At 67.9% G+C, this 15,545-nt stretch carries 15 protein-coding genes; 4 read left to right on the forward strand and 11 right to left on the reverse strand.

Going from position 1 to position 15,545, the window contains the following annotated elements:
• Nucleotides 1–4: 4 nt before the first annotated feature.
• On the reverse strand, nucleotides 5–769 hold the full coding sequence (locus E3O39_RS02040; RefSeq protein WP_134446556.1) for an SDR family oxidoreductase: 765 nt from the start codon (nucleotides 767–769) through the stop codon (nucleotides 5–7).
• A 116-nt stretch (nucleotides 770–885) separates the two neighbouring features.
• On the opposite strand from E3O39_RS02040, the gene E3O39_RS02045 reads away from it, so the two are divergent.
• From E3O39_RS02045 to E3O39_RS02060, 4 genes are all read left to right on the forward strand, one after another.
• The gene (locus E3O39_RS02045) at nucleotides 886–1,356 is read left to right on the forward strand and encodes an NfeD family protein (RefSeq protein WP_134446557.1); all 471 of its coding nucleotides are present in this window, start codon (nucleotides 886–888) and stop codon (nucleotides 1,354–1,356) included.
• Complete coding sequence (locus tag E3O39_RS02050) at nucleotides 1,353–2,363, forward strand: SPFH domain-containing protein (protein ID WP_134446558.1); 1,011 nt, start codon at nucleotides 1,353–1,355, stop codon at nucleotides 2,361–2,363. Before E3O39_RS02045 ends, E3O39_RS02050 begins: the two co-directional genes overlap by 4 nt.
• Before the next feature lie 4 nt (nucleotides 2,364–2,367).
• Entirely contained in the window at nucleotides 2,368–3,180 is an 813-nt protein-coding gene (locus E3O39_RS02055) for a glycerophosphodiester phosphodiesterase family protein (protein ID WP_134446559.1), read from the forward strand.
• A gap of 109 nt (nucleotides 3,181–3,289) precedes the next feature.
• A complete protein-coding gene (locus E3O39_RS02060; protein ID WP_134446560.1) occupies nucleotides 3,290–3,655 on the forward strand; it encodes an RNA polymerase-binding protein RbpA in 366 nt (121 codons plus the stop codon).
• 13 nt (nucleotides 3,656–3,668) lie between these two features.
• Here the strand turns inward: E3O39_RS02060 and lnt are convergent, their stop codons facing one another.
• From lnt to E3O39_RS02110, 10 genes are all read right to left on the reverse strand, one after another.
• On the reverse strand, nucleotides 3,669–5,366 hold the full coding sequence (gene lnt / locus E3O39_RS02065; RefSeq protein ID WP_134446561.1) for an apolipoprotein N-acyltransferase: 1,698 nt from the start codon (nucleotides 5,364–5,366) through the stop codon (nucleotides 3,669–3,671).
• Nucleotides 5,367–5,375: 9 nt separating this feature from the next.
• On the reverse strand, nucleotides 5,376–7,835 hold the full coding sequence (locus E3O39_RS02070; protein WP_134446562.1) for an RNA helicase: 2,460 nt from the start codon (nucleotides 7,833–7,835) through the stop codon (nucleotides 5,376–5,378).
• Between the two features lie 9 nt (nucleotides 7,836–7,844).
• Nucleotides 7,845–8,597: a twin-arginine translocase subunit TatC gene (gene tatC / locus E3O39_RS02075; RefSeq protein ID WP_134446563.1), complete on the reverse strand. Its 753-nt coding sequence runs from the start codon at nucleotides 8,595–8,597 to the stop codon at nucleotides 7,845–7,847.
• A 47-nt stretch (nucleotides 8,598–8,644) separates the two neighbouring features.
• Nucleotides 8,645–8,866, reverse strand: coding sequence for a twin-arginine translocase TatA/TatE family subunit (gene tatA / locus E3O39_RS02080; protein WP_134446564.1), 222 nt, complete (start codon nucleotides 8,864–8,866; stop codon nucleotides 8,645–8,647).
• Nucleotides 8,859–9,221: a hypothetical protein gene (locus tag E3O39_RS02085; protein WP_134446565.1), complete on the reverse strand. Its 363-nt coding sequence runs from the start codon at nucleotides 9,219–9,221 to the stop codon at nucleotides 8,859–8,861. The genes tatA and E3O39_RS02085 overlap by 8 nt, the downstream gene beginning before the upstream one ends.
• A 3-nt stretch (nucleotides 9,222–9,224) precedes the next feature.
• The gene (locus tag E3O39_RS02090) at nucleotides 9,225–10,235 is read right to left on the reverse strand and encodes a YafY family protein (protein ID WP_134446566.1); all 1,011 of its coding nucleotides are present in this window, start codon (nucleotides 10,233–10,235) and stop codon (nucleotides 9,225–9,227) included.
• Nucleotides 10,232–11,260 carry a YafY family protein gene (locus tag E3O39_RS02095; protein WP_241984946.1) on the reverse strand — a complete coding sequence of 343 codons (1,029 nt, stop codon included), beginning with the start codon at nucleotides 11,258–11,260 and terminating at the stop codon, nucleotides 10,232–10,234. Before E3O39_RS02095 ends, E3O39_RS02090 begins: the two co-directional genes overlap by 4 nt.
• An 81-nt stretch (nucleotides 11,261–11,341) precedes the next feature.
• Nucleotides 11,342–12,976, reverse strand: coding sequence for an HNH endonuclease signature motif containing protein (locus E3O39_RS02100; RefSeq protein ID WP_134446567.1), 1,635 nt, complete (start codon nucleotides 12,974–12,976; stop codon nucleotides 11,342–11,344).
• A gap of 377 nt (nucleotides 12,977–13,353) precedes the next feature.
• Complete coding sequence (locus E3O39_RS02105; RefSeq protein ID WP_134446568.1) at nucleotides 13,354–14,322, reverse strand: FKBP-type peptidyl-prolyl cis-trans isomerase; 969 nt, start codon at nucleotides 14,320–14,322, stop codon at nucleotides 13,354–13,356.
• A gap of 85 nt (nucleotides 14,323–14,407) precedes the next feature.
• Complete coding sequence (locus E3O39_RS02110; RefSeq protein ID WP_134446622.1) at nucleotides 14,408–15,529, reverse strand: tRNA (adenine-N1)-methyltransferase; 1,122 nt, start codon at nucleotides 15,527–15,529, stop codon at nucleotides 14,408–14,410.
• Nucleotides 15,530–15,545 lie beyond the last annotated feature (16 nt).

Below are 15,545 nucleotides of genomic sequence, written 5' to 3' on the forward strand. Positions count from 1 at the left end.
CTCGCTAGTCGGTGACCATGTCGGTGGTGTCGCCGACGTACCGGGTGTTGCCCGCGGGAACCGGCTCGACGGCGGCCAGGGCCACCTCTGCGGCGAATTCGCTCACGTTGTACAGGCGACCTGCGGCGACCTTGCGGGCGCTCATCGTTCCGGGGCTCGAACGCTCGAGGAGCGTCGCGGTGACGGTGCCCTCGATGATGTCTCCGGAGACCACGACGAAACCGATGCCTTCGGAGTCGAGTTCTGGGATGAGCGCGCGCAGCGCGTCCTCACCCGCACGCTTGCTCCGCGCGACCGGTACGTACTCCGGCATGGTCGGGGCTGTCTCGAAGAAGTGCGCCTGGTGGCTCGTGACGAACACGACCCTGGCGCCGGCGCCCAGCAGGGGGCGAGCGGCCGCGAGCAGGTTGAGCTGGGCATCCCGGTTGAGCTTCATCGCGTAGTCGGGGGCCATCCCGGTTTCCATGCCGCCTGAGGCATTCATCACGAGGATGTCGAGTCCGCCGTATTCCGCGCGGATCGTTTCGATCATGGCTGCGACCGAGGCCTCATCGGTGAGGTCGGCGCCCGCGGTGATGGCCGTTCCGCCGGCCGCGCGGATGGCGTCGGCGACTTTGATCGCCCGCGCCTCCTTGTTGCGGAAGTTGATGACGACGCTCGCTCCGGCCTCCGCGAAGATTCCGACGGTCGCGGCTCCCACGCCCCGGGAAGAGCCGGTGACGAGGACACGCTGTCCGTTCAGTGAACCTGCGGCAAGTGGGTTGGTCACACGAACTCCTCAAATAACGAACTGGGTCTAGCAGAAGACCTTACCAAGAACCCCGACCCCGCCCTTGTCGGCACACCTGCTAGTTTGAGAAGGGGAACACAATGGGGAGGGTCACTATGGACGTATTCGCTGCGAATTACGCGTGGGTTGTCTGGCTGGTGCTCATATTGATCTTCATCACGATCGAGATGGTCACTCTTGACCTCACGTTCCTGATGATTTCCCTTGGCAGCCTCGGCGGCCTGATTTCCGGCCTGTTCGGTGTGCCGTGGTGGGGCCAGCTCGTGATCGCGGCGTTCCTGTCCATGGTGCTGCTGCTCGGCATCCGCCCGCCCCTGCTCCGGGTGCTCAAACGAGGTGGCGACCCGACCCTCAGCAACGTCGACGCCCTCCTCGGCCAGGACGGTCACATCGTGAGCTCGACCGGCGCCCTCGCCCAGGTGCGCCTCGCGAACGGTGAGACCTGGACCGCGCGCTTCTCCCCCCTCGTCGAGCCGGCCGTTTTCACGCCGGGCGAACGCGTCATCGTCATCGCCATCGACGGGGCGACCGCAGTGGTCATCCCCGCAGAAAGGAACATTTCATGAATGATCCGACCCAGGTCGTCGTGCAGGTGATCGTTGTGGCCTTCGTCGCGGCGCTGGTCATCTTCGTGATCGTCACCCTCGCGAAATCCATCCGCATCATTCCCCAGGCCAGGGCCGGGGTCGTGGAAAGGCTGGGCCGGTACCACAAGACGCTCATGCCCGGCCTCAACATCCTGATCCCGTTCGTCGACAGGCTGCGTCCCCTCATCGACCTGCGCGAGCAGGTCGTGTCCTTCCCGCCCCAGCCGGTGATCACCGAGGACAACCTCGTCGTGTCGATCGACACGGTCGTGTACTTCCAGGTGACGGATGCCCGGGCAGCGACCTATGAGATCGCCAACTACCTGGGCGCGGTCGAACTGCTCACGACGACGACCCTCCGTAACGTCGTCGGCGGACTGAACCTCGAGGAAGCGCTTACGAGCCGTGACAACATCAACGGCCAGCTCCGCATCGTTCTCGACGAAGCAACGGGCAAGTGGGGCATCCGGGTCGGCAGAGTCGAACTCAAGGCCATCGATCCGCCGCACTCCATCCAGGACTCGATGGAGAAGCAGATGCGCGCCGAGCGTGACCGTCGCGCGCTGATCCTGACCGCAGAGGGCACCAAGCAGTCCGCCATCCTCACGGCGGAGGGCGCCCGACAGGCGGCCATCCTCTCCGCGGAGGGCGACGCGAAGGCGGCTGTGCTCCGGGCCCAGGGTGAGGCCGAGGCCATCACGACCGTGTTCCGGGCGATCCACGAAGGCGACCCCGACCCGAAACTCCTCGCCTACCAGTACCTGATGACCCTGCCGAAGCTCGCAGAGGGCAGTGCGAACAAGCTGTGGATCGTGCCGAGCGAACTCACCGAGGCGATGAAGGGCATCGGCCGCGCTTTCGGAGAGCGGCCCGTCGCCGGTTCCTCCACCTCCCCGGCCGCCGCTCCCCCGGCTGCCGCGTCCGCCGGGCCGTCCGTGGAGATTCCCGCCGACGCGCCGGCCGGCTCACACGCCGCAGAGGGGTAGCCCCGTGGTTTCGGGCGGCCCCCCTGCATTCCTGGCCGGGTCGCCCCCGCGCATTTTCGCGCACCGCGGCCTCGCACTGAACGCCCCCGAGAACACGGTCCTCGCCTTCCGGCACGCGCTCGAGCACGGCGCGACCCACCTGGAGACCGACGTGCACGCCTCCCGTGACGGGGTCGCCGTGCTCAGTCATGACGCGAGTCTGGCACTGCCCGAGTTGGACATCCCGCTCGAGGAGCTGCGTATCGCCGAACTGCAGCGGATCGACCTCGGCTACGGCCAGTCCTTCTCCTCACTGACGGAAGCCCTCGAGGCCTTCCCGGAGGCGCTGTTCAACCTCGACGTGAAATCCGAGGGCGCCATTGCCGCGACGGCGGCCGCCGTCCTTGCGGCGGGAGCGACCGGGCGGGTCCTGGTGACCTCGTTCTCCGAGGAACGACGCAGGAAGACGCTCCGGCTCCTTCCCGGAGTCGCGTCGAGCGCGTCCGCGCCGGTTGTGGCTCAGTCCGTTGTCGCCGCGCGGCTCGGGAACAGGGCGCTGCTGCGACGCGTTCTCAACGGATGCGTTGCGGTCCAGGTTCCGGAGACGGCATCAGTGCTGCGAGTGGTGACACCCCACTTCGTAAGGGCCATCCACTCGGCGGGCGTCGAGGTTCACGTCTGGACGGTCAACGACCCCGCCGCCATGGAACGACTGCTGGACACCGGTGTCGACGGCCTTGTCACCGACCGACCAGACCTCGCCGCCGCGCTCGTGGACCGCAGATCCGACCGTGGAACCGACCGCGGAACAGCCCGCGACACGCCCGGCATGCCATAAATCCCACTTCCGAAACTGAGAGTTATCACCGAGTAGGGGCATAACGGAAAGATAACGCCCAGCTTGACGGTTTATAACTGAGAGTTGCATCGCGAGAGGAGACCACACAATGGCGGATCGCAGTTTGCGTGGCATGAGGTTGGGCGCACAAAGCCTTCAAAGCGAAGAGGGCGTAACCTTTTCACCACGAGTTAGTCACACATACCTGTGTGCAACGTGCTCACGAGAGACGGTGATGATCTTTTCGGCGGAGGCGGAAGCCCCCGACGAGTGGGAATGCCGGTTCTGTTCCCAGACGGCCACCCGGCTCGTCGATTCCAAGCCCGTCATCGTCGATCACTCGGCCGAGAAGGTACCGCGCACACACTGGGACATGCTCCTGGAACGTCGCACCCGTCCCGAGCTCGAGGAACTGTTGCAGGAGCGCCTCGCGTTCCTCCGCGCACGTCGCGGCCAGCAGAAGATCGGCGCCTGACACCGAGCAGACACTACGCACGCACCCGATTCCGTCGGGTGCGTTCTGCGTTAACCGGCCGGATCGATGCCACCTCTGCACGCCGGCGCGCATCGCTCCGGGCGGACGGCGCGAAGAACAGGCAGAAGACGAGCCCCGCGAGTCCGAGCCCGGAGACAAGCCACTCGATGCCCCGACCGGCAACCATCGCGGGGGTCAGCGTCGTGCTGAGCGGAACGGTCTGCACCATGGCCCCTGGCACCCACGTCGGCAGGCTGTCCATCGTGTGGCCGTCGGGCGCGATGATGGCGCTCGACCCGACCGTCGAAATATTGACGACGGTCCGCCCGGCCTCGATTGCGCGCAGACGGGCGATCGCGAGCTGCTGGACGCTCTCGTCCGTGTGCCCGAAGTCGGCGTTGTTGGTCTGCGCCAGGATGACCGTGGCCCCGGAGTCGATCATCTGGTGAACCAGCTGGTCGTCTGCGATGTCGAAGCAGATCGCGATGCCGGCCAGGATCCCGTTGACGTCGAAGACGTTCGGCTGGGTGCCGAGCTGGTAGTCCCGCGAGATCAGGTCGATCAACTCCGGGGCAAAGGGGCGCCAAAATGCCCGATCAGGCATGTATTCTGCGAACGGTACCGGGTGGACCTTGTCGTAGAGCGCTGTGACGCCCTCCCCCGCCTTCCAGAGCAGGCTCGTGTTGTAGTACTTGCCGTCCCGGTACGTGATCGTTCCCGTGATGAGCGGGGCCACCATCGCGCGGCTGACGTAGTCGAGGACGTCGGCGGCGTCCTGCGACCGGGTCGGGTCGATGTCACTGCCGTTCTCCGGCCACACGACGAAGTCGACCGGCTGCCCGACGAGCGGGAGGGTGGCTGACGTGTGGTCGGCGAGGATCTGCCCCGGCGAATACCGCGCAAAGAGCCCGGCATCGGAAGCGCCCTGGACGGCGGCGATCCTGGCCTCCCCCGACTGGGCGATGGACACCGCCGGCACGAGGAGGAGCAGGGCGACGGATGCCGTGAGCACGGTCCACCTGGCCAGCACGCCCCAGCCCACCTCACGCAGCAGCTGCAGCGCGAGGGCACTCAGCCAGACGATCAGGAAGGTGAGCCCGGACATCCCGACCCAGGCGACGAGGCCGGCAAACGGACTCTCCGACTGCGAGATCGCCACGCGGCCCCAGGCGAAGCCGCCGTACGGCCAGACCGCGGAAATCGCCTCACGCGCCGTCCAGAGGCCGGCCACGACCAGCGGAACCATGCCCAGGCGTCCCCATCGGGTCGGCCAGGCCAGCGGTCCGCGGTTGAGGACCACGGCGATGAGCCACAGCCCGACGCCGAAGAAGATCGCCTCGAGTCCGCCGAGGGCGAGCCAGGGCACCGGGCCGAGGTAGAGGGTGATCCAGCTGATGTGGATCAGCCAGAAGGACAGTCCGGCGACCATGCCGACCAGAAGCGCCGGTCCCGGCCGGCGGCCGAGCAGGGCGAGGAACATCAGCAGTACGCCGACCGGAGCGAGGATCCACCAGGAGCGGTCGGGGAACCCGCCGTCGAGGATGGCGCCCGCGCCCGCTGCCAGCACCAGGGCGGCCGGGAGCGGCAGGCGGAAGTCCCCGCGGTCCGCGGACCTCCCGACGCGGTTCACCTGTACGTCGACACGGTTCACCGGGGCGACACTCACCGGCACGACACTCACCGGCACGACACCCGCCTGCACGACACTCATCTGCACGGCCTAGGCGAACGACGAGTATGCGACGATGCCGCGTCGAATGGCATCGAGCGCGATCCGGGCTGTCGCGCCGACCGGGGCATCGGCGACGACGGACAGCTGATCAAGGAGGTCGATGGTCTGCTTGGTCCAGCGTACGAAGTCCCCCGCGGCCATTTCGGCCTCGTCGAGGACGTCGATGAGCGAGCCGTCACGGGCCCATTTCCACATGGCAAGGCTGAGTCCGACCGCGAGCGGGTTACTGCCAGGCAGCTGGTGGTCCCGTTCGAGGTCGTCGAGGCGGCTCCAGAGCTCCTGGGTGTCGTGCAGGGCTGCGCGGAACGGGCCCCGCGGCAAGTAGCGCTCGTCGATCAGTCCCTCTTCGCGTCTTGGTTCGAAGACGAGGGCGCAGGCCATCGCCGCGAGTCCGGCCGGGTCGAGGTCGTTCCACAAGCCGCGGCGCAGGGACTCGGCGACGAGCAGGTCCCTGTCGGCATAGATCCGCCGGAGGATGAGGCCGCTCTCGCTCAGGGTCACCGCACCGTCCCGGTCTTCGAGCAGGTAGCCGTAACCGAGGAGGACCTCGGTGACGCGGTCGAAGACGCGGGCGACGGCTCCCGTGCGGGTCGTGATCTGCTTGGTGAGGGCATCCGTTTCCCGACGCAGTTTCCACCACCGCTGCGCCCAGCGGGCGTGCGACTCGCGCTCGGGGCAGTTGTGGCACGGATGCGCGCGCAGCCGCTTCCGGAGGCTCGCGAGCTCGCGCTGGCGGCGTTCCTTCGCCGCGCGGGCGCCGGTCTCCCCCGTGAGCGTCTCGCGTTCGACCTCGGTGAGCCGGCGGCGGATCGCCGAGTACTCGGTGAAGTCTCCGAGGTGGCAGACCATCGAGGCGGCGAAGCCCGTGAGGGATTCCTCCTGCTGGCGGACGGCCCTGGCCATGTCGACGACAGCCCTGTCGGCCTGGAACTGGGCGAATGAGGATTCCAGGACCGTGCGGGTGCGGTCACGGCCGAACTGGTCGATCAGGTTCACGGCCATGTTGTAGGTCGGCTTGAAGCTCGAATTGAGCGGGTACGTGCGCCGGGAGGCGAGCGATGCGACGGTCTGCGGGTCGAGCCCTGAGGCCCACTGGATGACCGAGTGGCCTTCGACGTCGATGCCGCGGCGGCCGGCGCGGCCGGTGAGCTGGGTGTACTCCCCCGGCGTGATCGGGACCCGGGCCTCGCCGTTGAACTTCTCGAGCTTGTCGAGGACGACGGTTCGCGCGGGCATGTTGATCCCGAGGGCGAGGGTCTCCGTCGCGAAGACCGCTTTGACGAGCTTCTTCTGGAAGAGTTCCTCGACGACCTCCTTGAAGGCGGGGAGCATGCCGGCATGGTGGGCGGCGACGCCGCGTTCGAGACCGTCGAGCCATTCGAAGTAGCCGAGCACGCCGAGGTCCTCGTCAAGCAGGGTGCGGCAGCGTTCGTCGACGATCGCACGGATCTCGGCCCGTTCCGCGGCATCGGTCAGGCGGACGCCTGCCCGCAGGACCTGGTTGACCGCCTGGTCGCAGCCGACCCTGCTGAAGATGAAGAAGATGGCGGGGAGCAGATGCTTGCCGCCGAGGAGCCGGACGATCTCGGCTCTGTCCATCCTGCCCGGTTCGAAGGTCGAACGCGGGGGCTGCGCGCGGCCGCGGTTGCCCCCGTGCCTGCCGTCCTGGCGGACGGAGACCCCGCGGCCGGCGCCCTGGGCGAGGCGGACCAGTTCCGGGTTCACCCGGTGGGTTCCCGCGGCACCCGCAGCGTCGAACAGGTCGAGCATCTTGCTCTTGACGAGCACGTGCTGCTCGAGCGGCACGGGCCGTTCCTCGGAGACGATGACGTCGGTCTCGCCGCGGACGGCCTGCAGCCAGTCGCCGAACTCCTCCGCGTTGGACACGGTCGCACTCAGCGACACCATCCGCACGTTCTGGGGCAGGTGGATGATGACCTCTTCCCAGACGGCGCCGCGGAACCGGTCGGCGAGGAAGTGCACTTCGTCGAGCACCACGAAGGCGAGGTTGGTGAGCAGGTCGGAGTCCGCGTAGAGCATGTTGCGCAGCACCTCGGTCGTCATGACGACGATCCGGGCCTGCGGGTTCACGTTGGTGTCGCCGGTGAGGAGGCCGACTTCGTCCGCCCCGTACTCGGCGACGAGCTCCTGGAACTTCTGGTTGCTGAGCGCCTTCATCGGGGCGGTGTAGAAGACCTTTTTGGTCGACTGCTTCATCGCCAGGTAGATAGCGAACTCCGCGATCAGGGTCTTGCCCGCTCCGGTCGGTGCCGCCACGAGGACGCTGTTGCCGTCCTCGAGGGAGGCGCAGGCGGCGATCTGGAACGGGTCGAGGTCGAACCGGAGGCCGGCTCGGAAAGCTGAGAGCCTGGGGCGGCTCGCCCGGTCGCGGGCCGCTGCGAAGCGCTCGGCCGGCGTCGGCTCGGCCGGGGTCTGGAGAGAGGTCATGGTCGACGCCTAGAGCGCCAGCTCCTGTTCGAATGCGAGGGCGCGCCGGGCGGCACGCCGGTCGTGCAGCACGGCCACCCCGTACGCGGCGAAGTACAGCACCACCATGGGGATGGCGAGGAGGAACATCGACACGACGTCAGCGGCGGGGGTCGCGATCGCGGTGAAAAGGATGATCACGAGGATGGCGACCCGCCAGGACTTGATGATCGACTGCGCACTGATCACCCCGGCGAAGTTCAGCAGCACGATGAAGACGGGCAGCACAAATGCGATCCCGATCGCGACGACGAGTTTCAGCACGAAATCGAAATAGCTCTGAGCGGTGATGAGCGCGGCGTCCTGTGACGGTGCGAAGCCCGTCATGAGTTCAACGACGTGCGGCAGGACGTAGAAGCCGGCGGCACAGCCCGCCAGGAACAGCGGCACCGCGGTGAAGAAGAAGCCGAAGGTGTAACGCTTCTCGGTTCGGGTCAGTCCGGGCATCAGGAACGCGAAGACCTGGTACAGCCACATCGGGCTCGAGATGACGATTCCGACGTAGACGGAGATCTTGAGCTTGAGGTCGAAGGCGCTCGTGATGTCCGGGTAGTTCAGCTGCGCGCTGCGCCCCTGTGCCGACGCGATCGTGTAAATCGGCTCCCTGAGGGCGTTCCACACGAAATCGGACAGGAAATAGCCGATCACGGCGCCGACGAGTATTCCGGCTGCCGCGAGGAAGAGGCGTTTCCGCAGCTCGAGCAGATGCTGTCCGAGGGACATCTTCCCGTCGGAGTTCGTGCGCCGAGGAGTGCGCCCAGGCACGGAGGTTACGGCTTTGTCGTCGGATCGGGCGCGTCGGCTCCCGGGGCGGAGTCCGTCCCCGGTGCGCTCTTCGTCTCAGCGGGCTCATCGCTGCGGATCTCACTCTTGAAGATCTTCATCGACTGGCCGAGGCTGCGCGCGAGTGCGGGAAGCTTGGGCGCACCGAAGAGCAGCAGAACGATGACAAGGATGATCAGGAAGTGCCATCCGGTCAGGTTGTTAAGCATGAGGGCGTGTCCTCTTCATCGGTGGGTCTGGTCTAACGATCGGGCCGTGTTGCAACAGCTTACCTCTGGCGATCCGACGATCGCGCCGTTCCTGCCTGGAGCGTTCACGCGCGGTGCGGTGCAGGTCGACGGTCAGGGCGAGTTCGTTCACGTCCGCGAAGATCGCAGGACGCCGCGGCGGCCGTGTCTCCTCGGCCGGGTCCGTGTCGAGTTCCCCGACGAGGTCACCGAGCGCGCCGACTGCATCCGCGAGCGCCATCAGCTTCCGGAAGAGCATGACGGCGAACCAGGCCAGCATGCCGAGGAGGACGAGCACCAGGCCGGTCCAGATCAGGAGCCAACTCCACCACGGCATCGGCTACTCCCCCGGCCCTGCCGGTGTACTGGATGCCGCAGGCTCCGAATACCGTGCCGCGCCGGCATCCGCCCACGCGCGCACGATCTCGCGAGCGGCGGCGGGCTCGACGACGGTCACGACCCCGGAGAGACCCGCGACGAGGCGTTTGAGTGCGTGGTAGTGCGAGACACGCAGGGTCGCCCTGACCCGGTCACCCGCGAGGTGCTGGACCGGGCGGCCGGAGAGGTAGTCGCCCAGGAGCGGCAGCGCACCGGCAGCGAGCTCCACGACGACGTCCAGGTCGGATTCGGAGCCCTGGAACAGGGTCTCCGGCAGCACGAGTTCCTCTGTGCGGCTCGTCACGGGGCGATCGGTGACGGTGAGGGCGCTCATCCGGTCGAGCCGGAACGTCCGGACGGCTCCGCGCAGGTGGCACCAGCCGCGCAGGTACCAGTCCCGGTCGACGGATTCGACGCGGAGCGGGTCGACGTAGCGTTCTTCCTGCCCGCCGCGGGCGTTCAGGTAGTCGAACCTGACCTGGACGCCGGAGCGCAGTGCGGACTGGATGAGGGAGATGGCGTCTCCCGAGGTACGAGCGGATACAGCGAGCTGGCTCGGCGCGGCGGTGGCGCTCCGGCTGAGCTTGGCCATCAAGGATGCGATCGCATCCCGGTCGGCGTTCTCGGGAAGCGAGGAGAGGTATTGCAGTCCTGCGATGAGCGCGGCGGCCTCGCGGGCGGAGAACCGTGGCGAGTCCTCGATCGCCACGAGGTGGGTCAGCACGATCGTGTCGTCGGCCTCGAACTGGCCCCACTCGATGTCGAAGAGATCCCCTGGCAGGTACTGGCTCGTGTCTCCGGGCACCCCGGAAACGGCGATGAGGGTGACCGCGTCGCGCACCCGCTCTGGCGCGACGCCGAAGTGAGCGGCGACGACCGTGACGCTGATGCCGTCGTGGTCGATGAGATAGGGAACGAGCGAGAGCAGGAATGTGAGTTTGTCGGGGGCGCCGAGGGGCACGCGGGGGGTCATGAACGCACCTCGAGCGGCTCATGGGCGTCGCGGACGCGGAGCAGCCGGTCGAGCACGGCGTCCCGGAGGGCCGGCGGGGAGAGCACGAGGACCTCGGGCCCGAACCCGGAAAGCTCGTCCGCGAGGATGTTGAGGTCCGTGTAGTGCAGGACGAGTGCCGCGATCGGCTGGGCGCCGCCGGAGGCATCCGCCGCCCGTTTGCCGAGACGCACCGCGGCATCGCTGCCCGGGAGGACCTCGATCTCAGCGACGTTGGCCGCGGAGAGCGCATCGAGTTCGGCGAGGGCGGTCTGGCCGGCGTCCGGCCCGGATTCGGGTGCGACCAGGTCGGGGACGACCACGACCGGTCCGACGATGCGGGACAGCAGGAACGTGCGGGTCGCCCCGGCGTCGAGGTCGGTACCGAACAGGTGCCAACGGCTTTCGTGCTGGACGACGGCGCGCGGCGCCACCTGACGGCGCCGGGGCGCCGCCTCGCCGGGCTTGAGGTAGAGGAAGGAGACCACGTGCGCGCGGTCCATGGCCTTGCTGAGCGGTTCGAAGGACGCGTCGCGGACCCGGAGGGTCGGGGCGTACCCGAGCACGGGGTCGCCGTCCGCTCCGCCGAGCGCGTTGAGCTTGGTCAGGGCGCGCCGGGACTCCGCCGAGAGCGATCCCTCGCGCCACACGGTCGCGGCGAGCTTGAGCAGCATCAGTTCGTCACCGGAGAAGGACACGTCGGTCGGAAGTTCGTAGAGCCCCTTGGGGATCCGGTAGCGCAGGTACCGGTTATTGCCGGGATCGTCGGGCTGTTCGACGGTCTCGAGCGGGATTCCGAGTTCGCGGATGTCGTCCTTGTCCCGCTCGAACTGCCGTTCCAGGCTCGCATTGTCGCCGCTGTGCACGTAGCGCTGCCGGTAGCCCTGAACGGTCGAGAGGATGTCGGCCTTCGTGAGGCCGATTTCGGTCGCTATCAGGGCCAGCACGAGGCTGAACAGGCGTTCTTCAACCGTGACGCGGTTGATCGGTTCGGGGGTCGTCGACACCCCGTGAGTCTAACCGAGCGCCGGCACACCGCCCGTGTCGCGGAACGAGAAGCGGAGGCGACTCGTTGCCCGGGTCACTGGTCATGGGCGGTTGGGCGGTCCGGTGAGGATCTGGTGGGCGCGGTGCCGGTTCGGTGGCCGCCAGAGTCGTTGCGGGTCGATGAGTCCGGGGGCCCGGACTTGTGGTGAGCCTTTCACCATCCGGATCTCCCACCCGGAGGTATCGATGCTGTGGTGGTGGAACCAGCAGAGTAAGACACCGTTGTCGACGGTCGTCGGGCCGTCCTGGGCCCAGGGCTTCACGTGGTGTACTTCGGCCCAGTGCGCCGGGGCTTTGCACCCGGGAATGATGCAGCCGCCGTCCCGGGCAGTAATCGCCCGGCGCTGGGCCCGGTTGAAATAGCGCCGTTCCGGCCCGAGCTTGAGCACTTCGTTGTTCGCCCCGAACAGGACCCCTTGGAAGCCGCCGTCGCAGATGCGCTGGTGCACCGTCTTCAAAGACACGGGGGCCTCGACGCCGTCGATCCACCCCACCCCGACCCCCGAGGCGAGGTCCGCAGCGTTCACGTGCACCATCACCGTCGGCGCCGACCCGCCCATCGACGGGGTGTCCTCGTCCCGGGCGGCGTGTTCGAACAACGCCCGGAGGATGTCCGCGCGTTTCTCCCCGCCCGTGCGGGTGTCCGCGCGCCGCTCCCGGAGGTCCGCTTCGATCACGTCCAGCTCCGGGCCCGTGTCGGCGTCGGTGCCCGCGGTCTCGGCGCCGGGGATCATCTGCCCCGAGTCCATCAGGGCCTGTTCCTCGGCGGTGGGGAACGCCGGGCGGGCGTGGAAGCTCAGGAAGGCGTCGAAGAGGGTGTTCATCACCCCGTAGAGTTCCGGCGTGACTCCGCCCTTGACGGGGTAGAGCCCGTTCTTGAGTTGTCCGAAGCCGATGTTGGACTTTGCCTCGAACAGGTCCTCGGTTGGGAGGACCCCGTCGGGGTCCAGGGCCGCCTGCCACTGCGCGACCATGCCCCGGATCAAGTCCGTCGTCACCGGGACACCTGCCCCGGCCAAATCCTCGGTCTCCGGGGTGATCAGCCCCGCCGCAGAGGCGACCAGGGCCCGCTCCGCCGTGAGCAGGTCATCCGGCGCCACCCGGTGACTGATCACCTGCAGCCCCGCCACGATCAACTCCGCCGTCTCCACCCCGATCTCCCCCGCTGCCAGGGCGGCCCCGACCGTCGGGAACAAGGGCGGTAACCAGCTGCTCCCGCCGCACGGCCGCGGCAACACCGCGTCGCCGAGCTTCGTGCGCCGCTTCACCTCCCGGGCCGACACCCGCGTCACCCGGGTGAGGACATCCCACGGGCCCGTGCAGCCCATCCGCCAGGCCAGACCCTCCCGGCCGAGCACCCGGGCCCTCCGGTCCACATCCGTCGCCGTGCTCACCCGGGCCGCATCCACCGTCCGCCCGATCGCCTCCACGGTGCTCAGCGCCGTCACCGCTTCTCTGTCGCCGAGCAGCCCCAGCGGGATCGCCGCCAGGGCGTCTGCGAGAACCGCCTGGGCTTCGGCGAGCCTTGCGACAGCATCCGCATACACCGACGGCACCGACCCCGCCAGACCTTCAGCACCCTCGAAACCTTCGGCACCCATGGTGGGCTGATCACCCGCGGCCACTGAATCGTGGGCCTGCGGGGTGTGTGACTGGGGATCTGAAGCTCCTGCCATACCCCGATTCTACCCCGAATCGAAGACAAAGACGAGACTTGCTCACATAATTTTGCGCTTCATATTTCCACTTTCACACCTGAAGACGGTTGATTCTCCTGCCCGTGGTACCGAATTCAGGAGATCCGCCCGGGCGGGCAATACCGGCCCGCGGACCAGTGCGGACGCCCCCCACCCGGCCGCAAGCATCTCCTGAATTCGACACACTCAGGCGACCCCACGCGGCCCCAGGCGGCCGCGTGGTCCTGACCAGAGATTCGTGGGGCATCCATGAAGACCCGGCTCACCGGCGAAAGCACGGGCCGGTCACCCGAAAGCACGCGGCACCCTCGCTCTCGTGAACGGAGGGTGACGCGTGCGGCAGTGGAGCGGTGTGGCTAGCCGATGCCGAGGATGTCGATGACGAAGACGAGGGTGGAGCCGGCCGGGATGGTTCCCTGCGCTGCGTCTCCGTAGCCCTTCGCGGGCGGGACAACGGTGAGGATCTGCGAGCCCACGGTCTGTCCGATGATCGCGGTCGCGAAGCCGGGGACGACGCCACCCTGGGTCTTCGAGCCGTCGACGGCGAGGAGCTGTGCCGGCGCGCCCTTCGTCCAGCTGGAGTCGAAGACCTTCTTCTCCGCCCAGAGGACGCCGGTGTAGTGCACGGTGACCGTGTCGCCCTCCTTGACGGTGTCGCCGGTGCCCTTCTTCAGGACGGCGACCTGAAGGTCGGCCGGCGGCGTGCCGCCCGGGATCGTGATCCCGGGGGTGCCGTTGGCGTCGAGCACGACGGCGGGAAGGCCGTTGACCGGAGTCTGGTCGGCACCGTTCGCCCGGAGCAGGTAGGTCTTCACAACGTCGATCACGAAGACAAGGGAGTCCGTCGCGGCGATCCCGAGGGTGGAGTTGCCGCCCTGGGGTCCGAACGCGTCGTCCGGGGAGACGACGACGGCGATGCGCGAGCCGGCCTGCGCGCAGGCGAGCCCGTCGGTGATGCCCTTGATGGTCTGGTCGTTGAGGGTGAGCACGTTCGCGCTCGTGCTGTCGTACTTGCTGACCTGGATCGGTGAGCCCGTCGTCCCGTTGTAGACGTTCAGTTCGATCTTCGCCTGCTGGCCGGTGACAAGCCTGTCGCCGGAGCCGGGGACGATGACCCTGCCCTGGGTCGTCCCCGTCATGAGCGGGGTCGGGAAGTCGACCTTCGGAACGGCGCCGAGGTTGTCGCTGACCGTGACGAGCTTCGAGGCGGCGCCATCGCTGATCGGTGCGACGCAGCTCGACGCGGCATCCGCACTGCTGCTGCACCCGGTGAGGGCGGCAAGCAGCAGGCCGGCAGTCGCAATGAGGGCAGAAGCTCTACGCACAGGATCTCATTTCAGTGTGGGACGTTCAGCGTGCGGCGCCCTCTGGCGCCCACAGTCGGGAGGCCGAACACGGCCGGAGCCTATCCTAACCGGCGTCGGCCGTGGTGTCGGCCGTGGTGTCGGCCGTGGTCTCGGCGGTTCCGTGCAGGTCGAGGGGCGCAGCGACGATGGCCGGGCCCCGACCGTCGAGGCCTCTGGCCTTGGAGGTGGCTGCGCCGGCCTCCGCGATCCGGACCCGCTTGCGCATGACCTTTCCGCTCACACTGCGTTCGCCGAGTGCGCCAGGGGTCCAAGCCTCGACATCCGCATCCGAGAAGTCGGTCTTGGAGGGCCGGCGCTTGAGCTCGGGCAGGATCGTGTCGGGGGCGAGACGCCGTGCCGTGATCAGGAACCCGGTGTGCCCGATCATGCGGTGGTCCGGGCGGACCGCGAGACCCTCGACGTGCCAGCCGCGCACCATGGTCTCGTTCGAATCCGGGTTCGTGTAGAACCCGGTTCCACGGATGGCCTCGGCCACCCGGGAGAGCTGGGTCACGGTCGCGACGTAGCAGAGGAGCACGCCGCCGGGCTTGAGGGCGGCGGAGACGGCCTCGAGGCATTCCCAGGGGGCGAGCATGTCGAGCACGACCCGGTCGGCGGTCTGGTCGGGGACCGCGGACGGCAGTGCGTCTGCAAGGTCCCCGAGGGTGATCGTCCAGTTCGTCGGGTCGGCGCCGAGGAAGGTCGCTACGTTGTCCCTCGCGACATCGGCGAACTCCGCCCGGCGTTCGAAGGAGGCGAGGTGCCCGGCCGGCCCGATCGCGCGGAGCAGCCACAGCGACAGCGCACCAGAGCCCACCCCGGCCTCGACGACCGTCGCACCGGGGAAGATGTCCGCCTGGGCGAGGATCTGGGCCGCATCCTTGGGGTAGATGATCGCGGCTCCCCGCGGCATCGACATCACGAAGTCGTTGAGCAGCGGGCGCAGCGCGAGGTGCTCGACCCCGACGTTGTTCACGACGACGGATGCATCGGGCAGGCCGATGATGTCGTCGTGCGCGAGGATTCCCCTGTGGGTGTGGAAGACCTTGCCCGGCTCGAGCGTGATGGTGTTGAGCTTGTTCTTGGGGCCGGTGAGCTGCACGCGATCGCCGACCCGGAAGGGCCCGCTGCTCTGGATGACCTGGGTGTATTCGCCGTTCGGGGTGATGCCGTTGCCGGCGCTCATGGTGCCGGTTTCGCTC

Origin of the sequence: Cryobacterium sp. MDB2-A-1 (assembly GCF_004402675.1) — a bacterium.
GTDB classification, from domain to species: domain Bacteria; phylum Actinomycetota; class Actinomycetes; order Actinomycetales; family Microbacteriaceae; genus Cryobacterium; species Cryobacterium glucosi.